This window comes from Spiroplasma endosymbiont of Cantharis nigra (assembly GCF_964019925.1).
Taxonomy (GTDB): domain Bacteria; phylum Bacillota_I; class Bacilli_A; order Mycoplasmatales; family Mycoplasmataceae; genus Spiroplasma_A.
Genome location: NZ_OZ026470.1, coordinates 180,352 through 199,179, shown reverse-complemented (window position 1 = coordinate 199,179; position 18,828 = coordinate 180,352). Strand labels below are relative to the sequence as shown.

General features: G+C 22.7%; 13 protein-coding genes. All 13 read right to left on the bottom strand.

Annotated features, from left to right (window positions below; translation table 4 throughout):
* Positions 1-274: 274 nt before the first annotated feature.
* The 13 genes from AACL04_RS00895 to AACL04_RS00835 all read right to left on the bottom strand — a co-directional run bounded on the left by AACL04_RS00895 (position 275) and on the right by AACL04_RS00835 (position 18,691).
* Positions 275-1,228, bottom strand: a complete 954-nt coding sequence (locus AACL04_RS00895) for a hypothetical protein (RefSeq protein WP_339030550.1) — start codon at positions 1,226-1,228, stop codon at positions 275-277.
* Entirely contained in the window at positions 1,221-2,657 is a 1,437-nt protein-coding gene (locus AACL04_RS00890; RefSeq protein WP_339030548.1) for a Z1 domain-containing protein, read from the bottom strand. The genes AACL04_RS00895 and AACL04_RS00890 overlap by 8 nt, the downstream gene beginning before the upstream one ends.
* On the bottom strand, positions 2,650-4,515 hold the full coding sequence (locus AACL04_RS00885; RefSeq protein WP_339030546.1) for an ATP-binding protein: 1,866 nt from the start codon (positions 4,513-4,515) through the stop codon (positions 2,650-2,652). The genes AACL04_RS00890 and AACL04_RS00885 overlap by 8 nt, the downstream gene beginning before the upstream one ends.
* A 3-nt stretch (positions 4,516-4,518) precedes the next feature.
* Positions 4,519-6,255 (bottom strand): DUF262 domain-containing protein, encoded by a 1,737-nt coding sequence (locus AACL04_RS00880; protein WP_339030544.1) that lies wholly within the window; start codon positions 6,253-6,255, stop codon positions 4,519-4,521.
* Between the two features lie 1,534 nt (positions 6,256-7,789).
* Complete coding sequence (locus AACL04_RS00875) at positions 7,790-8,941, bottom strand: protein NO VEIN domain-containing protein (protein WP_339030542.1); 1,152 nt, start codon at positions 8,939-8,941, stop codon at positions 7,790-7,792.
* A 17-nt stretch (positions 8,942-8,958) separates the two neighbouring features.
* Positions 8,959-11,022 carry an ATP-binding protein gene (locus AACL04_RS00870; RefSeq protein WP_339030540.1) on the bottom strand — a complete coding sequence of 688 codons (2,064 nt, stop codon included), beginning with the start codon at positions 11,020-11,022 and terminating at the stop codon, positions 8,959-8,961.
* 1,284 nt (positions 11,023-12,306) lie between these two features.
* Positions 12,307-13,455, bottom strand: a complete 1,149-nt coding sequence (locus AACL04_RS00865) for an HNH endonuclease (protein WP_339030538.1) — start codon at positions 13,453-13,455, stop codon at positions 12,307-12,309.
* The gene (locus tag AACL04_RS00860) at positions 13,430-14,503 is read right to left on the bottom strand and encodes a DNA cytosine methyltransferase (RefSeq protein ID WP_339030536.1); all 1,074 of its coding nucleotides are present in this window, start codon (positions 14,501-14,503) and stop codon (positions 13,430-13,432) included. The genes AACL04_RS00865 and AACL04_RS00860 overlap by 26 nt, the downstream gene beginning before the upstream one ends.
* A 160-nt stretch (positions 14,504-14,663) precedes the next feature.
* Positions 14,664-15,518, bottom strand: coding sequence for an ROK family protein (locus AACL04_RS00855; RefSeq protein ID WP_339030535.1), 855 nt, complete (start codon positions 15,516-15,518; stop codon positions 14,664-14,666).
* Positions 15,519-15,540: 22 nt separating this feature from the next.
* Positions 15,541-16,278: a class I SAM-dependent methyltransferase gene (locus AACL04_RS00850; RefSeq protein WP_339030534.1), complete on the bottom strand. Its 738-nt coding sequence runs from the start codon at positions 16,276-16,278 to the stop codon at positions 15,541-15,543.
* A gap of 398 nt (positions 16,279-16,676) precedes the next feature.
* Positions 16,677-16,805, bottom strand: a complete 129-nt coding sequence (locus AACL04_RS00845) for a hypothetical protein (protein WP_339030533.1) — start codon at positions 16,803-16,805, stop codon at positions 16,677-16,679.
* A gap of 37 nt (positions 16,806-16,842) precedes the next feature.
* Positions 16,843-17,616: a hypothetical protein gene (locus AACL04_RS00840; RefSeq protein WP_339030531.1), complete on the bottom strand. Its 774-nt coding sequence runs from the start codon at positions 17,614-17,616 to the stop codon at positions 16,843-16,845.
* Between the two features lie 280 nt (positions 17,617-17,896).
* Positions 17,897-18,691 carry a Cof-type HAD-IIB family hydrolase gene (locus AACL04_RS00835; RefSeq protein ID WP_339030530.1) on the bottom strand — a complete coding sequence of 265 codons (795 nt, stop codon included), beginning with the start codon at positions 18,689-18,691 and terminating at the stop codon, positions 17,897-17,899.
* Positions 18,692-18,828: the final 137 nt, after the last annotated feature.

Genomic DNA, 18,828 nt, shown 5'->3' with positions numbered 1-18,828 from the left:
ATTTCAGTCTTTTTTGTGTTACCTTTTCATAAATTTTATCTAAGATATTCTTAGCAATTTTATTATTATTTTGCTTATATTTTGTTCTGAAAAAAACAGTTGTTTATCTCATTTAATTTTCTTTGATTTTAATATTTACTAATTCTGGAATTAGTAAATTGTATTCTAAATCTTTTGAAGCTAAAACCTATTCCCTTATTAATAATTAGTTTTTTAGCAAAAATAAAATTTCTTTTATTTATATTTTAATATCTTCTTTAAAAAAATAGAGAATCTAAAATATTAAACTTTCTAATTGTATATTGGATTGTTTATTAGCATCAATTTCAAAAACTAAATTAAAAATATTATTAGAGTTTGAAGATATCAATGGTAAATCATTAGAACTAAAAAAATCAACAATAGAGTTTTCAATATCAACTGAAAGTAAACTGTTTAATAATTTATTTTCCATAAATTTTGCATAAATTATAATACCCTTTATTTTGTCAATATTATCTTTGCTTTCAAGAAAAGGAATTAAATCTTCACTAAATTTACTTAATAAATAACCAACTTTAGAAATATTTAAATTAATACAAACTAAAAAATCTGTTTCTTTATGCTCAGAAAAAGTATCATACTTAATTTTAAAATTTCTATCTGTATTATTTTTTACCTTAATTTTAAAATTAGCTCCGCCATTATTATCATAAAAATCAAATCCTAGTTTTTTATTAAAATTTTCTATTAATTTGTTTATTTTAATTTTATCATTTTTAAATTTTGATAGGAATATTATTTCTCCAAATTTAAAAAAATAATATTCCTTAATTAATTCTTTTCCATCAAACATTTTTATATAATAATTTAAGATCCATCCAAGATTCATTCTCTTATTTTCAAATATTATGTCTATTGCCCTTAACAAATCTATTGTAAATTCATCTGTTGCATAAAAGTCTTCCTGTACTTCATTATCATTTTCTTTAGCAATTACATTGTACTTTATAACTTCAACAACTTTATCTTCCACTCCATCTACTTTAAAAGGAGTGTCACTAAAATACTCCAAGTTCTTATTCATAGTCAAAGTTCATTCATAGTTTGGCAGATATGTATCTTGAAGACTATTTACATATTGCTCCTTAAATTTTATTATTCTATACTTTAGTGATTTTTCTACTTCTATATCACAAACATCAAAATATTCACTTTTAAACTTTTCTACTGGAATGAGTTTATGCATTTCACTTGATACCTTCTCTTTCAAATTCTCCTGCTAATTTCTCTACAAATGAATTATCTACTTCTATGCCATTGCCAATTGCTTCAAAAAGCATATTTTCAACATTTCTTATACAACTATAAAATTTAGATAGGTCAGATGGCATTAATATCTTAATTATTTCCTTAACTTTATCTCTATATCCAAATCACCTGCACCTTTGTATCATTGTTGATGGGTTAAATCCATCTTCATTAAAATTTGTAATTAGCTCTAAAACTAGATTTGGAAATGTTATACCTCTACTTAGTAAATTACCCCCAATTATAAAGTTAAATTTTTTGGAAAAAGATATCTCATCTTCACTTTTTGAATTATAAATATTTATTGAGTAATTATCACTCAATAAGTCTAATTCTTTAGATAAAATCTCAAGTTCCTTTTTTAAAATCCTATTTATTTTTGAATGTTCAGTCGTAGAAACAGATGTATTAATAAGAATAGAAAAATTTTCTTTTTTTTCAATATATGAATTATAATTTTCTTTAAAAATTTCAATAAGTGAGATTATATTTTTTTTCATTTCCTTATTTTTTACTTCAATTATATATTTACTCTTATTCTGATGAAAAAAATTAAAACCATGATAATTTAGATCATTTTCTAATCCTATAATATAATCAATTTTAATTCCCTCATCTTTTATTTGTCTATTAAAAATAATATTATTGTATGGAGTTGCTGTTACAGCTATGTAGTTTGAATTTTCAACTTTACTTAACAAGTTTTTAATAAGAACAGGAATTTTTCTTTCTTCTTGTTCTTTTTCCATAAAATTATAATTAATACTTGCAATATCTGACTCATCATCAATTATAGCAATTTTGCATTTATTGATAAAAACAGATGTGTTTACTATATTAATTAAATTTTCTAAATTAGTTTTCTCTTTTAATATTGGTATAAAAATTTTTGATTTAAAGTTCCTATTTCCAATATCATCAATAAAAGATACTATGTTTTTATCTGCTAATGTTTTCATTTTAATAAAACCATTATCATTAAAATGAAATTTAAACTCTTCAAATCTATCAGAGTTTTGTTTTTTTAAAATATTAGTTGTTCCACATAATAAAATAACTATATCATATCCCTTATCAAATAACATTGCGGTGGTAAAGATTGAGTTAATAGTTTTACCAGATTGAACTTTTCCAAAAATTAGTAGTCCTTTTTTATTATTAAATATATTATTGATAGCATTATCTATTCTTTTCAAATTAGTTTCAACAATATTTTCAAAATAATTGTTAGAAAAATTATTAGTTCCCTTTAATTTTTCTATTATTCCATTTACTAAATCACTTTTTATATATTCTGGTAATTGTGTACTGTTATTTTTTAATTTTTTTTTAAAAAAATTTAAATCAATTTCCCAAACCTTATTCATATGAATATTCCTTAAATACTAAAAGTTTATTTATAAAATGTTGTGTTTCTTGCTCTGCTCTAGAGTTAGTTTCAAAAGTTTGAAGATTTAAATATAATTCTTCAGCAATTTGTATACTCATCATAAAAGCAGTTTTATAATAAATTTCTTCCAAATTTTTTGATTTATTAAAAAAATGGCAATTCAAATTATAAGTTATTAACAATGAGTTTTCTCCTATAACCCTATCAAAACTATACTTAAAATCAATCATCTTACTCTGTTTATTTGTAAATTCAAATCTAAACTTTAGTGTCTTATTTAGTAAAGTAAAATATTTTTTATCCTTCGATGACTTTTCAGAAATACCAATTTTAACTTCACTTTTTTTTATAAATTTTTCTATGTTATTTGAAACAATTTCCTTTTCACTATTAATAGTTATAGAGTTTATTTTTAAATTTTTTTTAGATTTTGATGAAGATACTCTATTACTTTCTGATCTTTGATGATCAACTATTTCATTACCAATTTGATTTAATAATAATTTGCTTGATATAAAATCAGAGAATGCTTTTGTAATATCTTGAATTACTTCTGAATTAGCAAACTTGCTTTTATCATCAATAGGTTGAAATTCTCTTGATAGAATTTCATTATCTGTATCCAAATTAATTTCAGCTGTTCAATATTTATCAAGAGTTACATAATCTCCAGTTCTATTAAAGCCAATTATTTTCTGACTAATTCTTGAGAAAACACTTGTGCTTGGATTTTTTTTATTATAATTTCCCATATTTATCGCTCTTCCATCTTGCATCAATACAATTCCAGAAAAAATATCTTGTACAGAGAATTCCTCAATGTATTTATTATTTAGAAATGAAAAGCTTACATCTAGCAATTCCGTCTTGCTTTCACCTCTCATAGAGTGATATGGCATTTTAAATTTTCAAGATGCAATACCCTTTTTAAGATCCTCTATAATTTTTTCAATATTTATTCCAAACGTATTTAAATACTCCTCTTGAACATTTGTTCCATAGAAGTCTGAATATTTTTTTTCCAAAGCATCAAAATCAAAATTTGCAAACTGGTTTAAAAAGTCCTCCTTATTAAAAATATAATTCCCAAGCTTTAAATCTTTTTTTGATATAGACAATTTTTGATCTTTAACTGTAGTTCTTATTTCAATATTTAATTTTAAATTCTCATTTCCTTCAATAAACTTATAATATTTCAAGTAAAGAAATAACAAAATATTATTATCTTTATATTTACCATCAATTTTGAATGAATTTTTTAATGGAAAAATTTTATCATTAAAAGTTTTTGCAGATTCAAAATAACTTTTTGAGATTGCAAAAATTGTACCAGTTCCATGCTTAGAAATTTTACTAATTAAATTTCTAAATATTACCAAATTTTGATTATTAATTTCTTGAATTTCCATACATTTTTCAATAGAAAAACTATCATTTTCTTTTGATATAATTTCATCAATATCCAAATATGTTCCACTTTCAGATAATAATGTTTTTGTATATAACTCTATTTTTTTCCCTAATCAAAATCCTCCCCTTTTAAAACCGACATGCTTTCTATTAAAACCTATATTATCAAGTTGATCATATTTATTAAAAAGAATTCATTTATTTTTAATATCTTTTGATTCAATTCCAGGACCGTTATCCATAAAAAATATTTTTTCTGCTTCATAATCCACTATCATTTCAAAGTGTAATTCCTTAAGATTTGCAATTTGACATGCAGAAATTGAATTATCAATAAATTCTCCAATAGTTGTTATTAGAAAATAATTATCAGTTGTAAATGTTTTTAAAAGTCCAGCTAAATTTAATCCACCACTTCTGTCCATTTTTTATTCCTCCTCAGGGTATGGATATTGTTCCAAAAAATGCTCAATTATTTTATTTGATCTATTTTCAAATAAATTCTTATCAATTTTAACAATATCTTCATATTTCATTGAATTTTTTAAATAATTTAAAGTAAGTAAAGGAATATTATTTTCATATTTTTGACCCTTTTTGGGCTTCTCATCAAATACAAAAAAACTTCCAATCATTCTTTCTATTTTTATAACTTGCTCTGGTTCAACTAGACCCAAATCCTTCTTTTCAGAACTAGATATAATTTTATTTTTAATAATTCCATTAGTTAAAGATTTAAATAATAGAAAGTCTTCATAAAGTTCATCAGATTTATTATTATAATTAAAATTACTTTTGTCTAAATAATATTTTGATATTAATTCTTTTGTTAAGCTCAAATCAGAGAAATCATATAATTTATTTTGTTTTAAAATTTCATAATTATTTTCAGCATTTTGATTCTCACTATTTGAAGTAAATAGTTCTTTTTTTAAAATACTTTCATAATTTATACATGATCTATAAACATCCTCATTATCTCTCAACTTTTTAACAATTAAAGGAAATTTTCGTTGAATATCCTTTGTTCCTGAAGATGGTAATAATACAATTCTTCTTATATAAAAATTTGCTATCAAATTTGTATATCTTTCAAGTTCCTCATTTGAAATTGACTCCATTAGCATCTTTTTTACTAAATAAATTTGCAGATATCCTGTAATATTAAACGAGTTGAATGATTTTAAATTTATTGTATCTCTTTCAAATTTCTTTGAAAAAATACCCTCAAATTTTCCCTTTAATATAATTAAATATGAAGTTACATATAAGTGAATATCAAAAATTAAATTATCATAATTATTTTTAAATTTTTCATAAGAATATTTTTTAAATAAATCATAAATTTCTCTATAATTATTTTGCATTTTCTCTCCATCTTTTTGTGAATTTACTGAAGGTTGTTTACCAGATCATATTGTTACTAATTTAATTAAAAAATCATCCATTTTTTCACCTAATAATTTAGATCAGATATCTCATTTTTCAGTTTTTATTAAATGTTGAGTAACGGGATCTTTATAACCCATTAATATAAAATTTCTCACTAGATCAGTTAAAGATAACGCTTTTCCAGTTGAGTTAATTGATTCAAAAGTTAATTGGTCCATTTTTGAATCAGCAATTTTTATAAATGCTATAGATAATTTATTAAATAGATTGAGAAAATTGAGCTCATCGATAGAACTAATATTTTTTTGAAAATAATTTATGAAAAATATGTATGCTTTTGCAATTTTATTATTAGCTAACTCATTTATTTCATTATTGAATAACTGAGATAAAAAAATTTTATCATCATCTAATGATTCCAATTTAATTTTATTATTAATAAATCTTATTTTATTATCTAAATTAAATAAATTATTTTCATCTCATAATAAACTATTATGCTTTTTATAAAAATTTGAAAAAGCTACTGTATATATAAACATTGTAGTAAGCCTTTGTTGACCATCTAATACAATTAATTTACTTGGTCTTTCAGAAAATATAATGCTTCCAATAAAATATTCGTCAATATCTTTTTTTCTAATAATTTCTAATGCCTCAATAAATTGTTCAAGTTGAACTAAGCCTCATCTATATTGTCTTTGAAAAGTCGGTATTACAAATTGCGAATTAGACAATAATAAATGAAGTGCAGATAATTTTTTAATTTCCATTGATATTTTCCTTTTATAACTGATTTAATTATAACACTATATATTTTTTATTTTTTTATATGAATAAAAAAAGTTATGTTAAATATGAGTAATAATCTGTTATTTCCCTATATATTAACAAGCAAATTTATCCTTCTTTATGGTTAATAAATTGAGGTTTTATGAAAGAATTACTATTAAATGAGATGAAACAAAAACAACTAAGATTAATTAAGGAACTATCTTTAAGAAAGAATCTCTTAAAAATATAACCTATAAATTAGGTTATAGTTTTAGACACACATGACAAAAACTTAAAAAATATCAAAAGCTTGAAAATAAGTTTTTTATTCGTAAAATAACAATTAAATTTAGCACTCTTTAAACATGCAATAATAAAATTATTTCAAACTAAATATTATGACTTTAGTATTAAAAATTATTAAGAATTAAACTGAGAAAGTAAAATAAGTTACTCTGCAGTCAGACAAATATTAATAGAAGAAATATCTTAATTTAGGCTTTTAACAGAAAAACAAAAAAAGATATTGGTAAAAATTTAAAGGACAAAACCAAGAAAATTTAACAAGCGAGTATCTTTTAAATTCAATTATAACAAGCAAACCTCATCCTAGGCAAAAAAAAATTAGAAAATTTGAAGAAATCTATGAAACTGATCTTCAAATCATCAGTGAATTAAAAACTTAAAATGTCATTTACATATTGTAATTGATAAATCTAGTAAAAGGACTTTGGGAGGTTATTTCAAGGAGCAAAAAACTACTAAGAGTTATTATAATATTTATAAAAAAACCTTTAAACATTATGGCTTACCAAAATTAAATGTTAGTGATAATCGAAACGTTTTTAGTAGTAAAAATAATTGAGACCATTTTGGGGATAATGTTTCAATGCACAATTGCCATTTACTTTCCACTTTCTTGAAGTAAGTACAAAAATAACTTCTATACCTCAGAAAAAGCTTTAGCTGAGAAATTTTTTGGAACATTACAAAGAAGAAGGCCTCAAATAATTAGACTCTTAGATTTGAAAAATCTTAAACAATTAAATAATTATTTACTCCATCTTATTTAGGAATACAATAAAGATTTCTCAATACCTTTAGATAATTAGAATCAGTAACTAGAAAATTTGTTAAAGAGGAGGATATTGTTTTCTCTTATCGAAGTGAAAGAATTATTGATAATGGCCACAGTATTAGTTTTACAAAAGATAAGTGATTTATATTTGAAGGTTTTACTCCAATTACTTTAAACCAAAGTTAAAAGTAATGATTATTGAAACTAGTAATAAAGAAATTATGAGTTAATTAGAAATGACATCTACAATTTTATTCAAGTGGGAGATAATTGCTCACATATAAGTATAAAAACATTATCTAATGAGAAATTTGAAATTACTAAAATACCCAAAATTGAGTCTCTTTGAAAAGCAACAAACTGATTTTTTTTGATAGAAAAGAGAAAACACAAGATCTACTTATTAGATAAAACTTGTATTTTGAGACATAATGGCTTATTATCCACACATTTTTTTAAAAATTGATTTTATATAAAGTGGGAATTAAATTTTTTTTATTAAAATCTGGATATTTAAATTTTATTATTTTAACCTGTCTATGACTCTCATTTACATAGTAAATTATTGATTTTGCACTTTCAAAAAGTTCTCATTCTCTTTGACTTATGTAAATGGTTTTATTTTTAACATTCTTAGATGATTTTACCTCTATTCTTTTTATTTTTCCATCAGGAAAATAACTTAAAACATCAAAACCGTCACCATCTGTATCAAGTTTTCTTACCATTTTCGCGAGATCTAATCTATTTTCATTTATAAGACTTTTTTTTTCAAAAAAAACAACATGATCTTCAGCTTTATCTCCATTTAGGACTTTATTATTTAAAATTTCTTTATGCTTTAATCTATTAATTCCATTATAGTTTGCTTTTTTTGTATTTTCCATATCAAACTCCTTTAAATTTAGTAAGATATCTTTTGATTCAAAAAAACTATAAGAGTAATATTTATCAATTACATCAAACACATCGTTATAATCCTTTTTAGATTCCTTTGAAAAAATATCGATATAGTTATCGGGAGTTGCAAATTTAAACTTTCAATCTTTCTTAATAAAATCAAAGAAATTTTTTACTTTTAAAAAATAATTATTAAATTCTTCAAAATTAGATTTTTCAATATTTAGAAATATAGAAATTGGTGAACTTTTTGAATAACTCGCCCCTCTATCTCATTTATTTTCTTCAAATGACTTTGGATAAGAATTTTTTCAATTTAAATCTTTAAAGCTATTATTTAAATAATTACTCAATACTTCTCTATTTTTTATAAGCAGCTGCTTACCTTCTTTATTTTTTGTAAGTTTTTCTGTTTTTTGGCAAATATTTATTGTTAGTCCATCTTCTATTGGATAAAAAATTATAGTCATAAATAAGTCATTTGTTTCATCTATTCCAATTCATGGAGTGAAAGTAATATTCCCTTGGCCTATTGATAAATTTATTTTATTTTTATCTAAATTAAAAAACAGCATTATTTCCTCTGCAATGGATTTCAGTATTTTTTTTACTTCAAGAGTTTTTTGGTCATTTACTTTTAATAACGGCTTTAAACCAGAAATGCTTTTAAACTCCTTATTAAATTTTAAAATTTTTTCTCAAATCATATTGTTATACTCCTATATTATTTTTTTAATCTTTTATTTTTAATATATCCATTTCAAAATTTCTCAATTTTTTGATATACTTTATCTTTTTCATTCTTAGCAAAAACTAATGTGGGGATTTCTTTTTCCCCTATTAATTTTCTATTTTGATTTATATGTTTAAATAAATCATTAAAAAAATTCAGAAGATGCTTATTAAAAAAATTTAAGCTCATTTTAATTAAATTATTATTAGCAATGAAATTTGATGTATCATGTACTCTATTAATAGGCTTTAAATATTTTTCAATACTATCATAATCACCAAGCAGCGTATATGAATTATCCTCATATTTTAGTACTCATCCAGCTCCTGCTTCAAATAGAGTAACCTGACTTTTATGTTTAGTCTCATCGGTTATTCCTAAAAAATTTTCAGTAACTAAATATAAAATATAAGTTTTTTTATCTTTTAAAATTTCTCTCATATCATCATAAATATTAGTTTTTGGTTTATATTCACTGATTCCTTCATCGGATGTATAATATAATTCCTCTCTTTTTAAACCAAAGTATATTAACATATCCCTTAAAAAATCTCCAAATCACTTATCTTGACTAGAATGTGAAATAAATATTTTAGATTCCTTTTTTAAAATATCTCCTATTAAATCTCTATTTAAAACATCAGATACTATTTTTTTTGTTACATCACTTTCAATATGACTAGAAACATTGGTTATTATGTTATTTTTTATATTGCTAACAATTTTATCTTTCTTTATTTTATTTTCTTTTTCTATTTTTTGAACTGAGTTAATTCTAAATTTAACTAAATCACTAATAATGTATTTAACTAAATCGTATAATCTAACAAATCTCGGGTCTTCCTTATTTAAATCCTGTCTATTAGTAGTTGTTATATCTATATAATTAGAATCATCTAAAAGATCAAACTCTATTTCACCTTCAATATATTTCTCAAATACCTGATTCTTAGGTTTGTAGTCCAATATATTTTCATAAGCTAGTTTTTTATTAATATATAATCTAATTTTGTTTTCAAAAGGTTGACATTTTTTTTCATTTCAAGCCTTTTTATTTATGGAGTCAACAATTCCAATTCAACCTTTAATTTTAATATTATCTGCTTTAATATCCTGATAACCATCTGATTCATCAAGTTCAACATTTTTAATATCTTCATTCATAATTTTTACAAAATTTGAGTCATCATTTAAATTTATTGATTCTTTTTTCAGAGTCACTTTTTGAGAAACTAAGTCATCTGTAATTATCTCTTTGTCAAGTTTAATTTCTTCTGCCTTTAAGGAAAATTCTTGCTCGTTAAATTTTGTAATTTGGCTATTAAATTTCTCATTAATATTTATATAGTTAACTTTAATAAGCCTTTCAAAATCAATTGTCTTCTCTAATTTCAAGCATTCACTTTTTTTTGGATCAAAATGTTCTAAACAAAACATTAAATTAATTTCTTTAAGTCCTTCTAATGTAAACATTTTAGTTAAGCTATTTTTTAATTCTTTTACTTTATCGACGTCAAATTTATTGAAATCCACATTTCTCATAAATATTTCTGTTCCTGATTTAAAATTAAGATCTGATTCAATTTTAAATTTGTATTTATTGTTATCAATATTATTTAATGTAGGTTCTTCCTCAATATTATTCTGTTTATTTTTTTCATAAATAAACTCTCAAGTGCTTAATTTAGAATCCTTTTCAGTTTTTGAAGTTAATATAAAATTATCGCTTAGATAAAGTGCAGCTAATTTTCCAACTCCTTTTCTCCCCATAGTTTTTTTATCTCTATATAAGTCATTTTTTCTTTTCTTGAAACCTATTTTTACATAATTTTCTAAAATAAAATTTTCGCTCATACCAAATCCATCATCGACAATTCTTATTTCCCCTTTTAAATTTTTATTCTTTTTAATAAAAATATAAATATTTTTTGAATCAGCATCTATTGAATTAGCTACAAGCTCACTAATTGCATTTATATAGTTTGAATATTGCATTCTGCCTATTTCTTTAAGCATTGGATAATTAATTCCATACTTAGCTTTTTTAGTTATCATTTATTAATACCTCTATAATTCTTTTAGTCATTAATGGTGGTATAGATCCACTCACCAATTATTTTTCTTACAAAATTTTCACTATACAATTAGAATTTTTTCAATTATCTGGTATATTTATAATCTCATTATTTCCAAAAAGTTATAGATATAAATATGATATAGATTTGATAATTAACATGATATTATATCTATAATTTTTTGGAGTTTGTTTTCATAAAATATTTTTACTTTTAAAAAGGTTCGATATTTTCTAAAAAATATAGTCGAATTAATATCAAGAATTTTTTCAATTACATACAGGAATAATTCATTTCTTTTATCTCTTAATTTTATTTTACGGCAGTTAACTTACACTAATAGGGTAGATTTGCCTTTAATAAATCAAGATAATATTTTTTACTTTTATTTATAAATTTATTATAATTTTTTTTATTAGTAATATCTACAATAATAACCTCACTATTTTTATAAAACTTAGATCTATTTTCAAATAATTCTTGTCCTAAAAAAAACACCCTCTCCAATATAATTTAAAAAGTTTTGAACCCCGATTCTACAAAATAAAGATACTTATTTCATGTTTTTTACCTATTTCATACACTATTTGTATTTTTTTAAAATACATAATTCTTTACCTATTAATATAAAATTACCATTCTTATTTTGGTACTTTTGGTGGAATTAAAAGTATTAACCTCACTCCAAATTCTAAAGCTTTTCTGTTTTCTATTAAATTAGGTTGAAAAAAATATTTTTTAATCTTTTTTTCTTTAATTTCAGTAATTAGAAATTATTTTTAGTTTTTATTCTTTAAAATATTTTACTTTAGAACGTATAAATATTTTATAATAAAAAAACAAATTTATCTACATTTGATAACATTCTAATAAAGTTTAATATGAGTAATAAGCGATTATGTCCCTACATATTAACAAGCGACTTTGTCCTCCTTTATAATCAATAAATGGATGTTTTATGAAAGGACTAAAAAAAGTGAATTATTTGTAACTAATGTTACATACTTACCTTATAGTTATAATAAGTTTGAATACTAAAGTATTATGAAATATTTAATACTGGATTTATATTTGGATATGTATATCTATTAGAAAAAACAAGGAGATTTCTATATTTTTAAGAGAATAATGGTAAATTATAAGAAACACCATGAAAACATGGTGTTCTAAATATAATAAAAGATCTATTCTATAGTTGACATAATATGATTACTAATAAAAAAACGTTTTTTCAAATCATATAAACTCATTACTATTAATTTTATTACTTTCTTCCTAAATATGAATTATTTAAGTAGATATCTTGTATATCTTCCATGAGATATAAATTTTCTTTAAAAAAACTATTTTCAAATTTCTTAATTTTTTCTAGCATCATATATTTGTTGATATTTTCAGAATAGTGCATACTTTTGTGACAATTAGGACAAAGGCTTATCATATTTTCTAGTAGATCAAGTTTTATTTTATAAATTGGTGTAAGAGATATCGGAATTATATGATGAGCCTCTAAGTACATATTTCCATCTTCTGTAAAAAATGAAAAATGCTCTTTTGAAAAAAAACACTTGTAGTTATCTCTCTCATAAACTTGTTTTACAAGCTTTATATCTCTTTTAATTTTTGAATAATTATAGTAATTTAATTTGTCTATATATGTATTTTTAATATAAGAATCAAAAAAATATAAATCTAAATCATCTTTAAAATCAATATAATTTAATACATAATCTCTAGTATTTTCGCATAATGAATAAAAATTACCATCAAAACTTAAAATTTTTAGGTCAACTAATGAATTAATAACTCATGTTCTGAATTTATCATACTTTTTTTTCTCATTAAATTTATTAGCTAAAATTTCTTCAATATCAGATTTTTTTGTAATATAAGGTATTGAATGATCCATTTCGCTTTTAGAGATAATTTTCTTTTCAAGAAAAATTCTAAAAATGATTCTAAAAGGAAATAAAGATAATTTTACTTCATTTGTTGCAGCATTTGGATAAGAAACTTTCATTAAGGAATATATAAAATTTTCTTTTGCAGTTTCAAAATTCCCCTTTAAATATTCCTCTAAAAATTTTTTACCTTCAAAGGATAACTCTATATACTTTTTATTGTCTCTTTTTACTTCTTTTAAAAAACCATAAAATAAAAGTGGCCTTCAGAAATGTCTTACATTTGAATTATTTTTATCAAAGTTTTTCATATTTTTTATTAAAAAAATCAAAATTTCTTTTTCTAATAATTTGTCCATTTTAATAGATTTCACTTTATTAAAAAATGATAATATATTAATTGTTCTATCTCTAATATAAGTTTTTTTATTTTTTATATCAACAAAATCATAATCAAATATCTTTGAATTTCCTGGTGCTTGTCACTTATCTATTTTTATTTCTTTTTCCATCTGCATAACCTCTAGGCATTTTTTCTAATAATTTTTGTGAGAATTTTGGAGGAAACGATTCTCCTAAAACATTTCTAATCATATTTTCTGAAGCTCATTTGGGAATATTTCAATTATCAGGCAATCCAGTTAATCTCATAAGCTCTAAAATAGTTAAAACTCTTGCGTCTGAATAAGTACCATCTCTTTTCAATCTTCCAGGATGTACATTATTTTGACTTGAAATAGCTCCATTGCACATAGTAATTGTGGGGCTTGGTTTATATCAATCAATTCTTTTATATGTTGTTGAAAACCCCTTTATTCTTGAACCATCTATTTTTATAGGAAAGTAATTTTCATTTTTGTGAGCACTTTTACCTGATGGTGTATTTCTCATTCATTTTATATGATTATCATTATGAATTTTTGCTTTGTGATATTTTATTCCACTATCTTCTCCTGACTCCAAAGATGGTAAATCTCCAATAGCATTTAATACGTTTATTTTAGGGACCTTATTTGGAAAATTTCAAGGCGCATACTTAGAAGCTAAAAAGATACTTCTTTTTCTTGACTGAGGTGTTCCAAAATCTGCTGCATCTAAAATTCCAAAATTTATAAAATACCCCATTTTAATTAAAGAATCATTAATATAATCTTTAATTAAAAGAACTTTGGAATTTACTGTAATGGGAAAATTTGGCATTCCTGCTACATTTTCAATAATTATATTTTTCGGTTGAACTATTTTAATAAATTCAATAACATACTTAACCAATTGATTTCTAATATCTTTTTTGTCCATTTTGCCAGCGATACTCATTCCTTGGCATGGAGGTGTTGCTATTAGAAACTCACAATTATTTTCTTTATAAATATTAATTAATTTATTAAAGACTTTTTTATCTGTTATATCTCCACATACAACATCACATTCAGGATAAATATGCTTATAAAATTCTGCTCTTTTGAGAATTAATTCATTTGCTGCTACAATTTTAATTCCACTATCTTTAAAAAAATATTCGCCAATTCCAACATTAGAAAATAAACTTATTCCCTTCATAGATTAGTAAACCTTTCTTTAAATTACATCAAAAATTCTAATTTTTTTATTAGTAAATTACTTTATATATAATAACTTATTCTAACTAGTTCTACAATTTTATTTTCTTTGTTTTCTGCTTAAAATACTTAAAGAGTTTATAACAAAAAAACAAATTTATCTACATTTGACAACAACCTAATAAAGTTGAATCATCTAAATCCAAAGCAAATTCAAATCTTGTTTGATAGCCAATATCTGCTGTAATTTCAATTACTTTTTTAAATATTGATTCAAAAAAGTCTTGATTAAACATTGCCACACTTCCCCCAAATACTATTATTTCTGGATTAAAAAAGTAAATTGCAGTAGATATTAAACTTATTAATTTTTCCTCAATCATTGAAAAAAATTCATTAACAATTTGATTATCACCTTTTTTGTATAAGTCAAAAGCCTCTTTTGATGAATTAACTTCAACTCCTAATTTAGATAACTGTAAGCAAATATTTTTACCACTTGCTAAAAATTCAATACCACTTCTATTTGAATTTTCACTATTATATATTGGTAAAGCATTAGCTATCTCTAAAGCAGCCCCACTAAAACCTTCAAATATTTCTCCTTGATTAATGAAACCAGCACCTATTCCAGTTGAAAAGGTAAAGTATAAAAGTGAGTGTAAATTCTTTCTTATGCTAAATTGACCTAAAGCAGCTACATTACCATCATTGTTTATTTTGACATTTTCAATTTCAAATAGTTCTTTAAATTCTTGTAAAATACATTTATTATTTCAATCAGGTAAATTATAAGTAACTAAAATTGTTCCTCTTTTTAAGTTTAAGGGCCCAGGACAACAAATACCAATAAAATCAATTGGTTCATTTCAACTATCAACTGTTGCTTTAATTTCATCTAAGTTTTTTTGCATGTTATTGCCATCTGTATCAATAACTTCTTTTTTTATTATTTGATTATTTTCAATTAAAGCAAACCTAATCGATGTTCCACCAATATCTACTGCTAACTTCATACTTTTTTACCTTTTTCTTTCTTTAAACTTTTTTAAAAATAAATGTAATTGTTTTAACATTTAAGTTTCTTTTATTACCATAGTTTATAATAAAAACTCCATCATTAAAACCAATATTTGTTAATATATTACAAAATTCTTCACACCCATATCAAGATAATTTAAACTCTTGGCTTTCTTGTAATTGTTCATTAATATAATAATCAATTTGATTAATGCTATATTGTTCAATTCAATTAATTTCCTTACTTAAATTTTTTACAACTATTGTTTGATCATCAATATAGTGACTATATTCATGATTACTTCCTGCTTTAAACTCAATTGGCAGTATTAAGTCAATAATAATGGTCCCTTGTGGTTTTAAAGAATCATAGAAGTTTTTTAAAACTTTTTTAGCTTTAATTCTTGTTTCAAGCAAATTGAAAGTTGCATTAGGAACTATAATATAATCATAAGTTTCAAGTTCTCTATATTCTTCTAAATCTTGACAAATTAAGTGACCTGTTAAATTCTCTTTTTCTAAATTTTTTTGACAAATATTGATCATTTCTTGTGACTTATCAATACCAACAATATCAACTTTATATTTTAAAAGCGGAATGAACAATCTGCCATTACCTACTCCTGCTTCTAATACCTTTCCCTGAATTGGTAAAAGTTGAGACTTATAAAATTCTAAATCTCCATCAATGCTTGTTCCTGGAGGTTTGGTAAAGTCATATATTAAACTGCTAATTTGTTTATAATGATTTTCCATTTTATACCTCTTATCTCTTTAATTATATTTTAAAATTATTTAATTAAAAGTAATATTTATAATTAAAAGGTGATATAAAGACTAGTTTAAAAAACAGAAAAACTAAAAAGGAGCAATTAAATAAGTTAATATTAAAATCTATTTAAACAATTTATAGTATATTTCTTGTCAATTGGAAATTATACTTACATAATGTTTCAAATTAAATGTGTTCTTAGATTTGAAAAATGTAATAATTTTTTAAAAAAATTAAAAAAATTAAAAAAAATCACACAAAAGTGTTAATACCGATACTTTTTAAAAATAAAAATACAAGAACCATTAACTAGTTCTTGTATTTAGAAACTTAATAATTTAGTATTTAATAATAATTACCAAAAAGTAAATAAAAACCTAATTTATCTAGTACTTAAATTCTCAAATACTGATTTTAGTTTTGGGTTATTAGCAACCTCTTCAACACACTCTAAGTTTTCATTTTTATCAAACTCATACTTTGCAAATTTTAAATCTTTTTCATCTATCATTTACTAACTTCCCCCCTCTTATATATAAAAATATATACTAAATTTTTATATATGCAATAGATAATATATGTTTTTTTATATAGCTGTGTAGTTCTTCATAATCTATTTTTTCTCCAATTGGCTCAAAGTCTATTAATTCCCCAAATTCATCTATAATTTTTTTCTGATAATAATGTGTTGCAGCAATTGTAACAATTTCCTCTCATGAATCTAAATATTCTTTGTTAATATTTCAAGAAAAAAGAAGATAAATATTTCTTGTTTGCAAAAAAGAAATTAAAAATAAAACTGCATTTCTTTTATTTCCATTAGGTAAGTGTTGTGTATCAGCTAATCGAATAAAAATATCAATCCCAAAATCTAGTATGCTATATTCCTTTTTATTTTTTATTTTCTCTAAAAAATTAAAATAAAGAAGCGAATTGACACTTGCAATATGATGCTCATTTGCACATTGATAAAAATGTAAATCCTTAATTTGTATTGTCTCTCGACCAAATCTAGTTGCCAATTTTGGAACATTTTGAACAGATTTTTCCAAAATGTCTTTAATATCCTCAAAAAAAGCCTTTAAATCTTCTTCATTTTCTCAATTCATTTTTGTTATTTTATATTCAACTCTTTTACAATATCCATTTTTATTATATATAATTTCAAAACCCAGATTAGATGAAGGGAAAATGATCTCTTCATTTGAAAGTTGTCTAAATGAGAACGATCTATTCCTACTTGTTTTCTCAAACAATAAATTATATAATTTTATATCTTCTTCGATATTTATTAATTTGATATTTCTAAAAGTTGTTTCCATTTATTACTTCCCCCTCTCTTTTTTAAAATTAAATCTATTACATTTTTAAAAATACTTATTTCTTTTTCTTGTGGATTAATTTTTTACTTTTAGTATTTATAATTAATTGGTTTTAAACTTAAAAATTTTATTAATTTCAGAGGTTTTTTATTACTACAATTTAAATATAAATATTTAAATAATCTTCTATAGGATAAAATTTATTTTGTTAAGCATTTAAATAAAATAAAAACCCTTTTTGTTTACAAAATAAATTAAACTAGATTCACATTTATTTAATTTATTTAATATATTTACCAATTTCACTAACTGAACTAATTTTAGTTTTACCAGCACTTAACGCTAATGGTGTAGCTGATTTTATTACAAATGAGTTTTCAAAACTCTTTAGCATTTCAAAATCATTGTCACCATCACCACTTACAACAATATCATTACTGTCAATTTTATACTTATCTTGTAAGTATTTGATCCCTAAATGTTTAGAAACATCTTCATGCATTATTTCTAATACAAATGGCGCTGTTTTAACTATTTTAATACCTTCTACATTTTTAAATAAGTCAGTTATTAAATCAAAATCTGGAACATGTGCATATAATGAAATATTGTTTAATTTTTCATTTTGTAAAATTTCTTCCATAAAATCTTGAAATCGATCTTCTACATTAAATCAATGTGGAAGTACTAATGTTTCTTTAAATCTTGGAATTACTTCCTCAATCCCAGATATTATATTAGTATTTTTTGTATCTGAAATTTTAATACCACAAAACTTGTGCAGTTTTTTAAGATTTTCTAATATTTGCTTTCTTTCTTTCATTGGAATTGACAGTTCATAAATAGACTCACTATTTTTAAACATTGCAGCTCCATTATTAGTTATTCGATATTCTACATCAAAGCCCTTTTCTTTGATTATTTCATCCAACTCTAAAAAACCCCTACCTGTAGCAATTACAAATTTATTTGATTTTGTTCACTGCTTAACAAAATTCTCATCTTCAAGAGAAATTTTATGATTATTTTCTTTTAACGTAAGAGTTCCATCAAAGTCACTAATTCATCACTTCATCCTTTTATCATTCCTTTCTCTATTATTTTAAGACATTTTAATAAAAAATAAACCATAATTTAACTTTTTTAATGAGTTAGATTCTAGTTTATTTATACAAAATTACTGTCCATAAGTAATAGTTTATTTAAAGTTTT